The organism is Streptomyces sp. NPDC028298, assembly GCF_055565895.1.
This window is the reverse complement of the sequence record NZ_JBVHTL010000002.1, coordinates 365,890-381,713: the sequence shown is the minus strand read 5'-3', so window position 1 is coordinate 381,713 and position 15,824 is coordinate 365,890. Positions and strand designations below refer to the sequence as shown.

General features: G+C 71.5%; 13 protein-coding genes. 5 read left to right on the top strand and 8 right to left on the bottom strand.

The features are described 5' to 3' along the window. Nucleotides 1–6: 6 nt before the first annotated feature. From ACZ4TO_RS10250 to ACZ4TO_RS10235, 4 genes are all read right to left on the bottom strand, one after another. Nucleotides 7–1,674: an alkaline phosphatase D family protein gene (locus ACZ4TO_RS10250; protein WP_382796325.1), complete on the bottom strand. Its 1,668-nt coding sequence runs from the start codon at nt 1,672–1,674 to the stop codon at nt 7–9. Between the two features lie 171 nt (nt 1,675–1,845). Continuing rightward, the gene (locus tag ACZ4TO_RS10245) at nt 1,846–2,694 is read right to left on the bottom strand and encodes a thioredoxin domain-containing protein (RefSeq protein ID WP_382796324.1); all 849 of its coding nucleotides are present in this window, start codon (nt 2,692–2,694) and stop codon (nt 1,846–1,848) included. Nucleotides 2,695–2,768: 74 nt separating this feature from the next. Further along, nucleotides 2,769–3,452, bottom strand: coding sequence for a hypothetical protein (locus ACZ4TO_RS10240; protein WP_382796323.1), 684 nt, complete (start codon nt 3,450–3,452; stop codon nt 2,769–2,771). Nucleotides 3,453–3,568: 116 nt separating this feature from the next. Further along, nucleotides 3,569–4,897 carry a DUF2252 domain-containing protein gene (locus ACZ4TO_RS10235; RefSeq protein WP_382796321.1) on the bottom strand — a complete coding sequence of 443 codons (1,329 nt, stop codon included), beginning with the start codon at nt 4,895–4,897 and terminating at the stop codon, nt 3,569–3,571. A 267-nt stretch (nt 4,898–5,164) separates the two neighbouring features. On the opposite strand from ACZ4TO_RS10235, the gene dnaE reads away from it, so the two are divergent. After that, nucleotides 5,165–8,704: a DNA polymerase III subunit alpha gene (gene dnaE / locus ACZ4TO_RS10230; protein WP_385047632.1), complete on the top strand. Its 3,540-nt coding sequence runs from the start codon at nt 5,165–5,167 to the stop codon at nt 8,702–8,704. Nucleotides 8,705–8,808: 104 nt separating this feature from the next. Here the strand turns inward: dnaE and ACZ4TO_RS10225 are convergent, their stop codons facing one another. After that, nucleotides 8,809–8,988 carry a hypothetical protein gene (locus tag ACZ4TO_RS10225; RefSeq protein ID WP_103554547.1) on the bottom strand — a complete coding sequence of 60 codons (180 nt, stop codon included), beginning with the start codon at nt 8,986–8,988 and terminating at the stop codon, nt 8,809–8,811. Nucleotides 8,989–9,212: 224 nt separating this feature from the next. Between ACZ4TO_RS10225 and ACZ4TO_RS10220 the strand changes: the two genes are divergently transcribed. The 4 genes from ACZ4TO_RS10220 (at nt 9,213) to ACZ4TO_RS10205 (ending at nt 13,217) form a co-directional block, all read left to right on the top strand. Beyond that, entirely contained in the window at nt 9,213–10,430 is a 1,218-nt protein-coding gene (locus tag ACZ4TO_RS10220) for an NYN domain-containing protein (RefSeq protein WP_382796317.1), read from the top strand. 148 nt (nt 10,431–10,578) lie between these two features. Then, nucleotides 10,579–11,553 (top strand): ABC transporter ATP-binding protein, encoded by a 975-nt coding sequence (locus tag ACZ4TO_RS10215; protein WP_382796316.1) that lies wholly within the window; start codon nt 10,579–10,581, stop codon nt 11,551–11,553. Nucleotides 11,554–11,639: 86 nt separating this feature from the next. After that, complete coding sequence (locus ACZ4TO_RS10210; protein ID WP_468024359.1) at nt 11,640–12,461, top strand: ABC transporter permease; 822 nt, start codon at nt 11,640–11,642, stop codon at nt 12,459–12,461. Between the two features lie 48 nt (nt 12,462–12,509). Beyond that, entirely contained in the window at nt 12,510–13,217 is a 708-nt protein-coding gene (locus ACZ4TO_RS10205; RefSeq protein ID WP_385047627.1) for an AAA family ATPase, read from the top strand. A gap of 269 nt (nt 13,218–13,486) precedes the next feature. Here ACZ4TO_RS10205 and ybaK read toward each other — a convergent pair whose 3' ends face one another. The 3 genes from ybaK to ACZ4TO_RS10190 are packed head-to-tail and all read right to left on the bottom strand — an operon-like array spanning nt 13,487 to nt 15,794. Then, the gene (ybaK, locus tag ACZ4TO_RS10200) at nt 13,487–13,984 is read right to left on the bottom strand and encodes a Cys-tRNA(Pro) deacylase (RefSeq protein WP_382796312.1); all 498 of its coding nucleotides are present in this window, start codon (nt 13,982–13,984) and stop codon (nt 13,487–13,489) included. Between the two features lie 17 nt (nt 13,985–14,001). Then, nucleotides 14,002–14,742, bottom strand: a complete 741-nt coding sequence (locus tag ACZ4TO_RS10195; protein ID WP_382796311.1) for an LON peptidase substrate-binding domain-containing protein — start codon at nt 14,740–14,742, stop codon at nt 14,002–14,004. Between the two features lie 11 nt (nt 14,743–14,753). Then, the gene (locus tag ACZ4TO_RS10190; protein WP_382796309.1) at nt 14,754–15,794 is read right to left on the bottom strand and encodes a hypothetical protein; all 1,041 of its coding nucleotides are present in this window, start codon (nt 15,792–15,794) and stop codon (nt 14,754–14,756) included. Between the last annotated feature and the right edge of the window lie 30 nt (nt 15,795–15,824).

Below are 15,824 nucleotides of genomic sequence, written 5' to 3'. Positions count from 1 at the left end.
GGGGGACTACACCGGGTCGTACGTCCGCTCCACCGTCTGCGTGCCGCTGCGCGTGCGGTACGAACGGGCCCAGGACGAGGTCGCGTTCGGGTTCGTGCGGTCGGACAGCACGTAGTAGTCCATCTGCGCGCGGTCGGCCGTGATGTCCAGGACCCCGTAGCCGTGGCGGTCGGTGTCGACCCAGTGCACATGGCGGTTGGCCGCGCGGATGATCGGGGAGGCGACGGCCGAGACGACGCCCTCGGGGACCTTGACGATGTCGTCGAGGTTGTCGGACGTCATCGAGGTGACGACGAACTCCGTGGCGGCGGACGGGGACAGCGGGTACGTACCGGCGTCCACCGGCACGTCGTTGGCCCAGGCCATGTGGATGTCACCGGTCAGGAAGACCGTGTTGCGGATGGCGTTGGACCGCAGGTGCGCGAGCAGTTCGCGGCGGTCGTCGGTGTAGCCGTCCCACTGGTCGGTGTTGACGGCGATGCCCTCCTGCGGGAGCCCGAGGAGCTTGGCGAGCGGCTTGAGGAGGTCGGCGGAGAGCGAGCCCACCGCGAACGGCGAGATCATCACCGAGTTGCCGACCAGCCGCCAGGTGGTGTCCGAGGACTTGAGCCCGGACTTCAGCCAGTCGAGCTGGGCGCGGCCGGTGATCGTGCGCTCCGGGTCGTCGACCGAGCCGCTGGCGGTGGACGCCTGCTGCGACCGGAAGGAGCGCAGGTCGAGCAGCGCGAGGTCGGCGAGCTTGCCGAAGCGCAGCCGGCGGTAGGTGGTTCCGGCGATGGCCGGACGGACCGGCATCCACTCGAAGTAGGCCTGCTTGGCGGCGGTCTGACGGGCCGTCCAGGTGCCCTCGGCGCCCTCGGTGTGGTTGACCGCGCCGCCCGACCAGGAGTTGTCGGCGAACTCGTGGTCGTCCCAGATCGCGACGACCGGCGCCTTGTGGTGCAGGGCCTGGAGGTCGGGGTCGGTCTTGTAACGGCCGTGCCGGGTGCGGTAGTCGGCGAGGGTGAGGATCTCGTTGGCCGGGGCGTGCGGCCGTACGACCGTGCCGCGGGTCCCGTACTCGCCGGACTTGTACTCGTAGATGTAGTCGCCGAGGTGCAGCCAGGCGTCCAGGTCGTTGCGGGCGGCGAGGTGGCGGTACGCCGAGAAGTAGCCGGCCTCCCAGTTGGCGCAGGAGACCACGCCGAAGCGCAGGCCGGCGACGGACGCGTCGGCGGCCGGGGTGGTGCGGGTGCGCGCGACGGGCGAGTCGGTGCCGCCGGCGGAGAAGCGGAACCAGTAGTCGGTGGCGGGCTGCAGGCCGCGGATGTCCGCCTTGACGGTGTGGTCGGTGGCGGCCGTGGCGACGGTGGAACCCGTGGCGACGACGGAGGTGAACGCCTTGTCCCGGGCGACGGTCCAGCTCACCTCGGTGTCCGGGCCGAGCCCGGAGCCGGGTATCGCCTGGGAGGTGGGCGTCACCCGGGTCCACAGCAGGATGCCGTCGGGCAGCGGGTCACCGGAGGCGACGCCGTGCAGGAAGACGGGTGCCTCGGCGGCGCGGGCCGGCAGGGCGGCCGCGAGCGGGGCGGCGAGGACGGCGGTGGCGGCCGCGGCCTTGACGACCGTACGGCGGCGCGGGGCGCGGGAGTTGAGGGCGTCCCCGGGGTTGGTTGATCTGAGTCGACTGGTCACGGGCGATGAGGTTACCGATCAGTACAAGCCAAGAGCGGGCGAACTGGAAAAGTTCGCCCGCTCTTTGGCTTTTCGCCGCTCACGTCACCAGGACCACACAGGTCACCCGGGTCGGCCGCCCCGCTCCCGGTACGGTCCGGGATCGCGCGGGGCCGCCGTGGTGCCGGCCGGTCAGGCCTTGAGGGCCGCGTCGATCGCCGTGGTGAACTCGGCGGCGGTCATCGGGGCGTTCTGGCCGTCCGAGCCGGTGAGCTTCTTGCCGTTCATGACCAGGCTCGGCGTGCCGGTGACGCCGTCCTTGTTGTTGTTCCAGGTCTCGGACATGGCCAGCGCCCAGGCGTCGTACGTGCCCTTCTTGACCGCGTCCTGGAACTTGGCGTTGTTCTTCAGCGCCGGGACGGTGTTCGCGACCTTGATGAGGTAGGCGTCGTCCTTGAACTTGTCGGTCGTCTCCTCGGGGTGGTACTTCGCCGAGTAGAGCGCGCTCTTGTACTCCAGGAAGGCGTCCTGGCTCACGTTCAGCGCGGCGCCCATGGCGCTCATGGCGTTCTTCGAGCCCTCGCCGCGGGAGCCGATCTTGATCTTCCCGCTCTTGTCGGAGTCGCCGTCGAGGAACGTGCCGCCGATGTACTGGATCTTGAACTTGCCGGCGTCGAGGTCCTTCGTGACGGTCGGGCCGACGGTCTGCTCGAAGGAGGCGCAGATCGGGCAGCGCGGGTCCTCGTAGAGCTTCAGGGTCTTCTTGGCGGTGTCCTTGCCGATGACGACGGTCGTGCCGTCCTTGCCCGTGGTGTTCGCCGGGGCGACCACCGTGTCGCTCGCGACGGCCTCCCACTGGGAGGGCTTGTTGTTCTGTACGACGGCGTAGCCGATGCCGCCCGCTATCGCGAGGACCGCGACGAGGGAACCGGCCACGATCCCCTGGCGCTTGATCTTGTCGCGCTTGGCCTGGCGCTCGCGCTCCAGGCGCAGCTTCTCGCGCGCCGCCGTCTTCGACGCCTGGCTGTTCCGCTTGCTCATGGTGGTGTTCTCCATCGGGGACGCGCACAACGTGGTACGCGGAATACGTAAGGGGGACTGCTGGTGCTCAGGGTTCAGGCGGAAACGGCCCTGAGGGGCGGTCCGCGGCGTCCCAGGGAGTGCGTGAACAGGCGGGTCCTGGCGGCGGCCGGCCGGTGCGCGGTGCGAGCCGGCCGAAGGGCCGGGGCCGGCCGTACGGTCACCGCGGCGACGGCGAGCAGCAGCGGCCGGAAGGTCGAGGCGGCCACCGCGCGCACGAGCTGGTCCAGGGCGCGCTCGCCCCGGCGCAGCCACGCGGCGGCGAGCAGGCCGACGGCGACGTGCGCGCCGAGCAGCAGCCAGGCCGCGGCCGGGTCGGCGTGCGTGAGCAGGGCGGCGGCGCGGTCGGGGGCGCCGCCGGTCACCCGGGACAGCGGGGTCCCCACCGTGCCGCCGCACAGCACGTCGAGGCCGACGGAGCGCAGCGGGCCCGCGACCGGGCCGCCCGCCGCGCCGTAACAGACGTGCTGGCCGGTCGTGAACACGGTGTCGGCGGCCAGCTCCAGCGGGACGAGCAGGGCGGCGATGCGGCCGAAGCCGCGCTCGCGGCCCGCGAGCGCGAAGGAGAGCGCGAAGACGGCGGCGCTGATCGCGGCCACGGTGGTCAGCGGCAGCGGCATCCGGGACAGCAGCACGTGCGACGCGGCGGAGAGCGTCACGACGACAGCCGTGAACACGGCCGCGCGCGCGGCTCTGAGCTGGGTCCCGGATATGTCCATAGCAGAGGTGAGTCTCCCACGCGCTCCCGTAAGCGTCCCCTAAAGGGTTCCTGTGCGTTACGGGAGCGTTGTGGGGCGGCCGGCCGTGGGTGACGGTCCGTGGGCGGCCGTGTGCTCTACAGGCCCGGGATCCGTCCGTTGCGGAACAGGTCCACGAAGATCTGGTGGTCGGCTCGCGCGCGGCCGCCGTAGCTGTGCGCGAAGTCCACCAGGAGGTCGGCGAAGCCGTCCTCGTCGGCCGCGATGGCCGCGTCGATGGCCCGCTCCGTGGAGAACGGCACCAGCTCCGAGTGGCCGCTCTCGTCGTCCGCCGCCGCGTGCATCGTGGCGGTGGAGCGGCCGAGGTCCGCGACCACCGAGGCGATCTCCTCGGGGTCGTCGATGTCGCCCCAGTCCAGGTCCACCGCGTACGGGGAGACCTCGGCGACGAGCTGGCCCGCGCCGTCCAGCTCGGTCCAGCCCAGCCACGGGTCGGCGTGCGCCTGCAGGGCACGCTGCGAGATCACCGTGCGGTGGCCCTCGTGCCGGAAGTAGCCGCGGATCGCGGCGTCCGTGATGTGCCGGGAGACGGCCGGGGTCTGGGCCTGCTTGATGTAGATCACCACATCGTTCTCCAGGGCGTCGCTGTTGCCCTCCAGAAGGATGTTGTACGAGGGCAGGCCGGCCGAGCCGATGCCGATGCCGCGGCGGCCGACGACGTCCTTCACGCGGTACGAGTCCGGGCGGGTCAGCGAGGACTCCGGGAGCGTCTCCAGATAGCCGTCGAAGGCCGCGAGGACCTTGTACCGGGTGGCGGCGTCCAGCTCGATGGAGCCGCCGCCCGGGGCGAAGCGGCGCTCGAAGTCACGGATCTCGGTCATCGAGTCCAGGAGCCCGAAGCGGGTCAGGGAGCGCGCGTCGCGCAGCGCGTCCAGGAGCGGGCCCTCGGCGGTGTCCAGGGTGAAGGGCGGCACCTCGTCGCTCTTGGCGCCGGTGGCCAGCGCGTGGATGCGCTCGCGGTAGGCGGCCGCGTACACCCGCACCAGCTCGGTGATCTGCTCGTCGCTGAGCGCCTTCGCGTACCCGATGAGGGCCACGGAGGCGGCGAAGCGCTTGAGGTCCCAGGTGAAGGGTCCGACGTAGGCCTCGTCGAAGTCGTTCACGTTGAAGATCAGACGGCCCTGGGCGTCCATGTACGTGCCGAAGTTCTCGGCGTGCAGGTCGCCGTGGATCCACACGCGCGAGGTGCGCTCGTCCAGGTACGGGCCGCCCCGCCGGTCCTGGTCGAGGTCGTGGTAGAAGAGCGCCGCCGTGCCGCGGTAGAACGCGAAGGCGGACGCCGCCATCTTGCGGAACTTCACGCGGAACGCGGCCGGGTCGGCGGCCAGGAGCTCGCCGAAGGCGGTGTCGAAGACGGCGAGGATCTGCTCGCCGCGTTGCTCGGCGCTGAGCTGCGGGACCGACATCGCTGGGTGCCTCCTGGTGCAGGTGGTGCGTGACATGACGAGGCGGGCGAGCCGCCCCGGGACAAGGGGGTCCGTCCACTTCCAACGGACGAACATACGCGGGAGTGCCCGGGTTCCGGCGTCGAACGCACACGCCGGACGACGGGCCCCCGTACGACGGTACGGATGATCCTCCGCCGAGTGTCAGTCCCGCGTCATAGACTTCGACGCTGACCCCCCAGACTGTCCGCAGCCTGTAACCGATGGTTCTTCCTGGAGGCCGAAACCGTGTCGAAGCCGCCGTTCACGCACCTGCACGTCCACACCCAGTACTCGCTGCTGGACGGTGCCGCGCGGCTGAAGGACATGTTCGACGCGTGCAACGAGATGGGCATGACCCATATCGCGATGAGCGACCACGGCAACCTCCACGGCGCCTATGACTTCTTCCACACGGCGAAGAAGGCGGGGGTCACCCCGATCATCGGCATCGAGGCGTACGTCGCCCCGGAGTCCCGGCGCAACAAGCGCAAGATCCAGTGGGGCCAGCCGCACCAGAAGCGCGACGACGTCTCCGGTTCGGGCGGTTACACGCACAAGACGATCTGGGCGGCGAACCGGACGGGCCTGCACAACCTCTTCAAGCTCTCCTCGGACGCGTACGCCGAGGGCTGGCTCCAGAAGTGGCCCCGGATGGACAAGGAGACGATCTCCCAGTGGTCGGAGGGGCTCATCGCCTCCACCGGCTGCCCCTCCGGCGAGCTGCAGACCAGGCTGCGCCTCGGCCAGTTCGACGAGGCCCTGAAGTCGGCCGCCGAGTACCAGGACATCTTCGGTAAGGACCGCTACTTCCTGGAGCTGATGGACCACGGCATCGAGATCGAGCGCCGGGTCCGCGACGGGCTCCTGGAGATCGGCAAGAAGCTCGGCATCCCGCCCCTGGTGACGAACGACTCGCACTACACGTACGCGCACGAGGCGACGGCGCACGACGCCCTGCTGTGCATCCAGACCGGCAAGAACCTCTCCGACCCGGACCGCTTCCGCTTCGACGGCACCGGCTACTACCTGAAGACGACGGACGAGATGTACGCCGTCGACTCCTCGGACGCCTGGCAGGAGGGCTGCGCCAACACGCTCCTGGTGGCCGAGCAGATCGACACGACCGGCATGTTCGAGGCGAAGAACCTCATGCCGAAGTTCGACATCCCCGACGGCTTCACCGAGGTCACCTGGTTCCAGGAGGAGGTGCGCCTCGGCATGGAGCGCCGCTTCCCCGGCGGCGTCCCCGAGGACCGCCAGAAGCAGGCCGAGTACGAGATGGACGTCATCATCCAGATGGGGTTCCCCGGGTACTTCCTCGTCGTCGCCGACTTCATCATGTGGGCCAAGAAGCAGGGCATCGCGGTGGGACCGGGCCGCGGCTCCGCGGCCGGCTCGATCGTCGCGTACGCCATGGGCATCACCGACCTCGACCCGATCCCGCACGGCCTGATCTTCGAGCGGTTCCTCAACCCCGAGCGCGTCTCCATGCCCGACGTCGACATCGACTTCGACGAGCGCAGGCGCGTCGAGGTGATCAGGTACGTGACCGAGAAGTACGGCGCCGACAAGGTCGCCATGATCGGCACGTACGGCAAGATCAAGGCGAAGAACGCCATCAAGGACTCCGCGCGCGTGCTGGGCTACCCGTACGCGATGGGCGACCGGCTCACCAAGGCGATGCCCGCCGACGTCCTCGGCAAGGGCATCGACCTGAACGGCATCACCGACCCCTCGCACCCCCGCTACGGCGAGGCGGGCGAGATCCGCGGGATGTACGAGAACGAGCCGGACGTGAAGAAGGTCATCGACACCGCCAAGGGCGTCGAGGGCCTGGTCCGGCAGATGGGCGTGCACGCCGCCGGCGTGATCATGTCCAGCGAGCCCATCGTCGACCACGCGCCCATCTGGGTGCGGCACACCGACGGCGTGACCATCACCCAGTGGGACTACCCCCAGTGCGAGTCGCTGGGCCTGCTCAAGATGGACTTCCTGGGTCTGCGCAACCTGACGATCATGGACGACGCCATCAAGATGGTGAAGGCCAACAAGGGCGTCGACCTGGAGATGCTCGCCCTGCCGCTGGACGACCCCAAGACCTTCGAACTGCTCTGCCGCGGTGACACGCTCGGCGTCTTCCAGTTCGACGGCGGCCCGATGCGCTCGCTGCTCCGCCAGATGCAGCCCGACAACTTCGAGGACATCTCCGCCGTCTCGGCCCTGTACCGCCCGGGCCCGATGGGCATGAACTCGCACATCAACTACGCGGAGCGCAAGAACGGCCGCCAGGAGATCACACCGATCCACCCCGAGCTGGAGAAACCGCTCGAAGAGGTGCTGGCCGTCACCTACGGCCTGATCGTCTACCAGGAGCAGGTCCAGAAGGCCGCCCAGATCATCGCCGGGTACTCGCTCGGCGAGGCCGACATCCTGCGCCGCGTGATGGGCAAGAAGAAGCCCGACGAGCTGGCGAAGAACTTCGTCCTCTTCCAGGAGGGCGCGCGCAAGAACAACTACAGCGACGAGGCGATCCAGGCCCTGTGGGACGTGCTGGTCCCCTTCGCCGGCTACGCCTTCAACAAGGCGCACTCCGCCGCGTACGGCCTCGTCTCGTACTGGACCGGCTACCTGAAGGCGAACTACCCGGCCGAGTACATGGCCGCCCTGCTCACCTCGGTGAAGGACGACAAGGACAAGTCGGCCGTCTACCTCAACGAGTGCCGGCGCATGGGCATCAAGGTGCTCCCGCCCAACGTGAACGAGTCCGAGCAGAACTTCGCCGCCCAGGGCGACGACGTGATCCTCTTCGGCCTCTCCGCCGTGCGCAACGTCGGCACGAACGTCGTCGAGTCGATCATCCGCAGCCGCAAGGCCAAGGGGAAGTACGGCTCGTTCCCCGACTACCTCGACAAGGTCGAGGCCGTCGCCTGCAACAAGCGCACCACGGAGTCGCTGATCAAGGCGGGCGCCTTCGACACGATGGGGCACACCCGCAAGGGCCTCACCGCGCAGTTCGAGCCGATGATCGACAACGTGGTGGCGGTCAAGCGCAAGGAGGCCGAGGGCCAGTTCGACCTCTTCGGCGGCATGGGGGACGAGGACACCAGCGAGCCCGGTTTCGGGCTCGACGTGGAGTTCACCACGGACGAGTGGGACAAGGCCTATCTGCTCGCCCAGGAGCGGGAGATGCTCGGCCTGTACGTCTCCGACCACCCGCTGTTCGGCCTGGAGCACGTGCTGTCCGACAAGGCCGACGCGGGCATCTCCCAGCTCACCGGCGGCGAGCACGCGGACGGCGCGGTCGTCACGATCGGCGGCATCATCTCGGGCCTCCAGCGCAAGATGACCAAGCAGGGCAACGCCTGGGCGATCGCCACCGTGGAGGACCTCGCGGGCACCATGGAGTGCATGTTCTTCCCCGCGACCTACCAGCTCGTGTCGACGCAACTGGTCGAGGACGCGGTCGTCTTCGTCAAGGGACGCCTCGACAAGCGCGAGGACGTGCCGCGGCTGGTCGCGATGGAACTCCAGGTCCCGGACCTGTCGAACGCGGGCACCAACGCCCCCGTGATCCTCACCATCCCGGCGCTGAAGGTGACTCCGCCGATGGTCAGCCGGCTCGGCGAGATCCTCAGCCACCACAAGGGCGAGAGCGAGGTCCGCATCCGGCTCCAGGGCCCGAGCAAGACCACGGTCCTGCGGCTCGACCGGCACCGGGTGAAGCCGGACCCGGCGCTCTTCGGCGACCTGAAGGTGCTGCTCGGCCCGGCCTGCCTGGCCGGCTAGCCCACCGCCGCGCGGCGGAGACACGCAGACGCATCGAGGGGCGCATCCGGTACGGGATGCGCCCCTCGATGCGTGTCTGGGCCTCAACGGCCCGCGCGGCGGCCTCAGTTGTGGCCGAAACGCCTCTGATGCTTACGGGCAACATCAGCGGGGCTGCCCTGGGCCTGCGACATCGGCGACTGCTGTGCCTGCGCCGACGACCGCTGGGCCTGCTCCTGCGCACGCTCGGCCTGCGAGGAGCGGTCCTGATGGCCGCCCTGCTTGCGATTCTTGTTCTTGGCCATGGTGATCTGCCTCCTGTGGGGGATCTAGGGGCCAGGGCCGCGACCAGATTCACATAGGCTGACAAGCAGCGCATTTCGTAGAATTACCGTGCGTAATAAGACCTGTCGGCAGGTGTTCTTCCGATCCGCCACGCCGAAGATCGAGTTCCGGCCGTTAACCTCCGCACGGTCGGGCAGACTCCAAGGAAGCCCGAAGCAAACCTCCCGGAAAGAGGGTGGATCGCGTGGACCGCTGCATCGTCCTGGTGGACGCCGGGTATCTGCTCGGGGCCGCCGCGAGCCTCCTCGCGGGGGAGCCGTCCCGATCCCGGATCACCGTCGACCACACCGCCCTCATCCAGGGTCTGCGGGAGCGCGCCGAGTCCGACACCGAACGGCCCCTGCTGCGCATCTACTGGTTCGACGGCGCCCCCGACCGCGTACCCCAGCCCGAACACCGCAGGCTGCGCGTGATGCCCCGGGTCACGGTGCGCCTCGGCGCCCTGACCCGCAGCGACGGGCGGTGGGCGCAGAAGGGCGTGGACGCCGCCATGCACGCCGAGCTGACCGAGCTCGCGCGCAACCGGGCCTGCTCCGACATCGTCCTCGTGACCGGCGACGGCGATCTGCTGCCGGGCATGATGGCCGCCAAGGAGCACGGCGTGGCCGTCCACCTGTGGGCCGTCCAGGCCGCGGACGGCGACTACAACCAGTCCGAGGACCTGGTCGCCGAGGCCGACGAGCGGCGGGTGCTCGACCGTGCCTGGATCATCAAGGCGGTCCGCGCCAAGGAGGTCGGCGGGGTCTGCGCCCCGCCGCCCGTGCCGCGCCCCGAGATCGCCGCCATCCTCTCCGCGCCGCTGCCCGAGTCCGCGCTCGCGGCCGCCGCCGAGCGCTCCGCCCAGGAGACCGAGCACCACCAGGCGGCCGAATCGCCGAACGGCACCCAGGAACGGGTGCCCTCGGCCAAGGGAGTCCCCACACCGAAGGACCTGGCCGCGCTGCGCGGACCGGGCACCCAGCCCGCCCAGCACCCCGCCAACGCCACGCTGCGCTGGTCCTCGGACAAGGGCTGGGTCGACCGGCCCGGCGCCACCGCGGAGTCCCCCGAGGCCGCCGCGCTGCCGACGCTCGCCCAGCTCACCTCCGCCGAGCAGCGCTGGGCGGACCGCGAGGAGGACATCACCACGGTCGGCGGCGACCCGTACGAGGTGGGCCAGGTCTTCGCGCGCCGCTGGATGGGACGCCTCACCGACCCGAGCCATCTGCAGAAGCTGTCGGCGATGTACCCGCGGGTCCCCCACCGGGTGGACGGCGAGCTGCTGCGCTACGCCGCCCGCTTCGGCCTGCTCGCGCACAAGGACGACCAGATCGACGAGCACGACCGGTACGCGATCCGCGCCGGATTCTGGCGGGAGATCGACGTGCGCACGGCGACGGAGCACGCGCCCGCGGGGGAGTGATCCCCGGCCCCGGACACAGGCCGCGCAGGCCTTCGCCCGGGGCCCGCCACGGCCCCGGGCGCATCCCGGGGCTCCGGACCACGTACTCTCGTCCTTCGTGAGTACGCGCACGGCACAGACGGCCCCTACGGGACAAAGGGGCGATGTCGTGTGCGCCGTGCGAGGTCTCACCAAGACCTATCCGGCCGTCCGCGGCCGCCGCGGACGACCCGCCACGCCCGAGGTCAGAGCCACCGACGGGGTACGTCTCGACATCCGCCGGGGCGAGATCTTCGGACTGCTCGGGCCGAACGGCGCCGGCAAGTCCACCCTCGTACGCCAGCTCACCGGGCTGATGCGCCCCGACAGCGGCAGCGTCGAGATCCTCGGGCACGACATCGTGCGCCACCCCGAACGGGCCGCCCGCATCCTCGCCTACCTCGGTCAGGAGTCCACCGCCCTGGACGAGCTGACCGTGTCCCTCGCCGCCGAGACGACCGGGCGGCTGCGCGGGCTCGACCTGCGCGCGGCACGGGCCGAGCGGGACGCCGTCCTCGACGAACTGGGCCTGACCGCGCTCGCCTCCCGACCCCTGAGGAAGCTCTCCGGCGGACAGCGCAGGCTCGCCTGTTTCGCCGCGGCCCTCGTCGGGCGGCGCCCGCTGCTCGTCCTCGACGAGCCCACCACCGGCATGGACCCGGTGGCCCGGCGCGCCGTGTGGGCCGCCGTCGACCGGCGACGCGCGGAACACGGCGCCACGGTCCTGCTCGTCACCCACAACGTCATCGAGGCCGAGACGGTCCTCGACCGGGTCGCCGTCCTCGACGAGGGACGGGTCATCGCCTGCGACACCCCGGCCGGGCTCAAGGAACAGGTCGCGGGCGAGGTGCGGGTCGAGCTCGTCTGGCGCGAGAACGCCCCGCTGCACGTCCCCGAGGTCGCCGCGCTGCGGGACCGCGCCGTCGAGTCGGGCCGCCGCTGGACGCTGCGGCTCGCGCCCGAGGAGGCCCGCGCGGCCGTGGCCACGGTCACCGGCGGCGCCGCCTTCGCCGCACTCGACGACTTCACCCTGGCCACGCCGAGCCTGGAGGACGTGTACCTGGCACTCGGCGGCCACGCGACGCAGGGACTGGTGAAGGCGTGAGTGTCCAGGGCGTGGAATCCGTACGGGAGAGGGGCGTCGTACGTGAGCGGAACAGGACGGCTGCCGACGAAGGGGAGCAGTTCGACGTGAGTGCCGTACCCGCTGGAGTTCTGCCGGGCAGCGCGCTGCCCCTGGCCGAGTACGCCGGCACGGCCGCGGAGCTGGGGCCGCGGGCGCGGCTGTGGCCCTCGCTGGCCGCCGTGTACCGGGCGCAGCTCTCCCGCGCCCGTGTCGCCCGGATCCCGCTGCTGTTCGTGGCCACCTTCCAGTCCCTCGGCATCATGATCATGATGCGGGGGGTGGTGGACGGAGGCGCCGAGGCGCGGGCCGTGGTCGCCGGCTCCACCGTCCTGGTCGTCGCCTTCGTCGCGCTCAACCTGCTCGCCCAGTACTTCGGGCAACTGCGGGCGAGCGGCGGGCTCGACCACTACGCGACGCTGCCGGTGCCGCCCGCGGCCGTGGTGCTCGGGGCCGCGGCCGCGTACGCCTCCTTCACCGTGCCCGGCACCCTCGTCACGGCCGTCTTCGGCTGCCTGCTCTTCGGGCTGCCGCTCGCCCATCTGTGGGTGCTGGCCGCGGTCGTCCCCCTGTCGGGCGCCGCGCTCGCCGGGCTCGGGGCCGCGTTCGGGCTGCTCGCGCCGCGGCCCGAGCTGGCCACGCTGCTCGGCCAGATGGGCATGTCCGCGGCCCTGCTGCTGGGCGTCCTCCCGGCGGACCGGATGCCGGCCCCGGTGCAGTACCTCCGGGACCTGCTGCCCTCGACCTACGGGGTCGAGGCCTTCGCCCGCACCTTCGGCCCGAGTCCGGACTGGGCCGCCGTCGTCGGCGATCTCGCCGTCTGCGGCGGGGTCGGGGTGGTCTCGCTGGCCCTCGCGGCCTGGGCCTACCGCCGGGCCGCCGTGCGGTGACGCGGCTCCGGTGACGCGGCCCACAGCGGGGCCTGGCACGATGGCAGGGTGACCGCTCCGCTGACTCCACCTCCCCCGCCGCACGAACAGTCCCCCGAGGATCGGCGGCCACCGCACCCTGCCTGGCAGACTCAGCCCGCTCCCGGCCCCGCGGGTCACCCCGTGTACCCGGGCGCGTACGAGGTCTCCTACGGACAGGACGGACCCGGCATGAAGACCGAAGTGCGGGAGGCCGCCGTGATCACGGTCGTGGTCGCCCTCGCGGGGGCTCTGCTCGGGGTGCTCTGGGCGTGGCTGACCCCCCATGTGCCGCTGGTCGCGGACGCCACCGCGGTGTATCTCAAGGACACCGAGGGGGAGCAGGCGATCGGGGTCGACGGAACCTTCACCCTGCTCGCGCTCGGCTTCGGAGCGCTGAGCGCGCTGGTCGTGTTCCTCGTGCGGCGGCGCGGCGGTGTGCCGCTGGTGATCGCGCTCGCCCTCGGCGGACTGCTCGGCTCGCTGCTCGCCTGGCGGGTCGGGATCTGGCTCGGCCCCACGCAGAACGTGGTCGCGCACGCCAAGGCCGTGGGCAAGGGCGTCACGTTCTCCGCGCCGCTGAAGCTCGGCGCCAAGGGCGCGCTGCTGGCGTGGTCGCTGAGCGCGCTGGTGGTCCACCTCGGCCTCATGGCCCTGTTCGGCCCCCGCGACCCCGACCCGTACCAGCAGCAGCCCTACCCGGCCGCCACGCCGCCGAAGGGGCCTCCGGCCGCCTAGGGGCCGCCGAAAGGACTTCAGGCCCCAGAGCCTGTCGCAGAGCCTCGGGGAGTCAGGGCCGGTCCGGACGCCGTGGGAACGGCTGCCGGGCCGGCCTTCCCGCGTACGGCGGGGGTCAGGCGGGACGGCGGCCGTGGTTGGAACGGCCCTTCTTGATGCGCCACTTGCGTTTGCGGGTTCTCTTCGACATGCCCCTCGTGCTTAACCGAGGAAGGGGCATCCGTCGAGGGGCCGCGCGGGCGGTGCCGCCCCCGGGCGCCGCGGGCCGGTCACGTCCGTCCGACGGGTGCGGACACCGCCTCCGTGAGTTTCGCGAGGTCACCGGGGGAGAGCTCGACCTCCAGGCCGCGGCGGCCCGCCGAGACGCAGATCGTGGCGTGCCCGGAGGCCGAGGAGTCCAGGACGGTACGGAGCCTCTTGCGCTGGCCGAGGGGCGAGATGCCGCCGCGCACGTACCCCGTCGTGCGCTCGGCCGCAGCGGGGTCGGCCATCGCCGCCCGCTTGCCGCCCACGGCCGTGGCGAGGGCCTTGAGGTCGAGCGAGCCGGCCACCGGGACGACCGCGACCACGAGCGCGCCGTCCACGTCCGCCACCAGGGTCTTGAAGACCCGCTCAGGCGACACGCCCATCGCCTCGGCCGCCTCCTCGCCGTAGGACGGGTGGGAGGGATCGTGCTCGTAGGCGTGGACGGTGAACGGGACGCCCGCCTCCGTCAGCGCCACCGTGGCGGGGGTGCCCCCGGACTGCTTCTTCGCCTTCTTGGCCATCGACCTTCTCGCAAGCGTCAGTTCAGGCTCGTCGGGCCGCGCGTCAGGTCCGACGCGGGCAACGACGGCAGATTACGGATGATCGCCGTCTCCGCGCGCAGCACCCGCAGCTCCTCGCGCAGCCGGGAGGCCGTGTCGGGGGCCTGGAGCAGCCGCTGCCGGGCCGGCACGTCCAGCATCACGGCGGCGGCGACGAGATAGGAGACGACAGCCGGTTCGTCCGGCAGGTCCGCGCCGGTCGACAGCGAACGCTCACGCGCCCCGGCCAGCCGCTTCTGGTACTGCCGGAAGGCCCGCAGGACACCCTCGGCGAGCGCGCCCGCCTCGTCGCCCGGGTCCTCGGGCAGTTCCTCGAGCTCGGCCGTCAGGAACGCCCCGGAGGCGTCCACCGACAGCAGCCGGACCCGTGTCGTGCCGGTCGCCAGCACCTCGAAGCTGCCGTCGGCGCGCTCCCGGATGGTGGCCGCGTCCGCGACGCAGCCCACCTCGTGGAAGGCCGCGAGCGGATCGTCCCCGAAGCCGGCGGCGGGCCCGCGGTCGGGCACGGCGCTCCCGTCGGGCATGCCGGGCGCACTGGGCGAGACCTCATGGCCGTCGCGGATGGCGACGACGGCGAATCGGCGGGATTCGTCCTCGGGCGTCTTGAGCAGCTCGCGCATCATGGCGCGATAGCGCTCCTCGAACACGTTCAGAGGAAGCACGAGCCCGGGGAAAAGCACCGAGTTCAGGGGGAAGAGCGGGAGCCGGACGGTGGTCACGACGGGAAAGCCTAATGGTCGACGGAGCGGAGGAGTCCGCCGTACCCGATCCGCGGGAGCCGGCCGGGGGCGCCGTCGCGCAGCGGAAGGCCCGAGGCGACCTCCAGACGGACCCCGTCGCGCAGCTCCAGATACTGGCCGAGCGGGTCGTCGGAGACCTTGGCCCAGGGGAACGAGGTCACGTACGGGCCGATGAGGCGGAGCTGCTCCAGGGCGTCCTGCCAGCGTTCCAGCCGGACCAGGACGTACGTCAGCAGATTGCGCACCTCGGCGGGCCACGGGTCGGCGGCGGCGTAGCAGGCCGACACCGAGATCGCGAGGTCGGCCGCGGCGTCCAGGCGCTCGCGCGGCACCTCGGGACCGCCGCCCTCGGTCAGATAGGCGAAGGCCGCGCGCACCGGCAGCGCCTGGACCAGGGAGCCCGGCAGGGCGTCCTGCGCGGCGGGCTCGGCGAAGTCGAAGCACTCGCTGTGCGAGCCATACCAGGCGGCGGAGAGGTACTGGAGCGCGGCCACGTGGCAGCCGTAGTGGTGCGGGGAGCGCCGGACGGCCTCGGCCCAGAGCTGCTCGAACTCGGTGTGCCGGACGTTGGTGCCGCGGGCGTGGTCGAGGGCGATCCGCCACGGCACCGGGTCGCGCGGGGCGCCCTCGGCGGCGGACGTGATCAGCGGGCCGACCTCGCGCAGCAGTTCCACCCGGGCGGGGGACTCCCAGCCGCGGCGGACGGCCAGTTCGGCCCTGACGAGGAGGACGTCCGGGTCGTGCGGGTCGTCGGCCTGCCACTGCCGGAGCCATTCGTCGCGGGAGCGGGCGAAGGCGGCCAGGCGTACGGCGTACCGGTCGCGGTTCTCCCACTCGGCGGACTCGCGGGTCGCGGCCAGCAGTGCCGCCGCGGGGGCGTAGTCGCCCTGGGCCGCGGCGACCAGCGCGGGGCCGAGGCGGTGGTCGGGGGCGTCGAGCATCACCTCCTCGTCGGCCGGCATTCCGGCGGCGAGGCGTGAGGTGTGCCGTGCCATCCGGGCGGTACGGAGGAGCGCGCTCAGCAGTGCCATGGTGTCGACCATTGAAAACCGCAGGTCGGA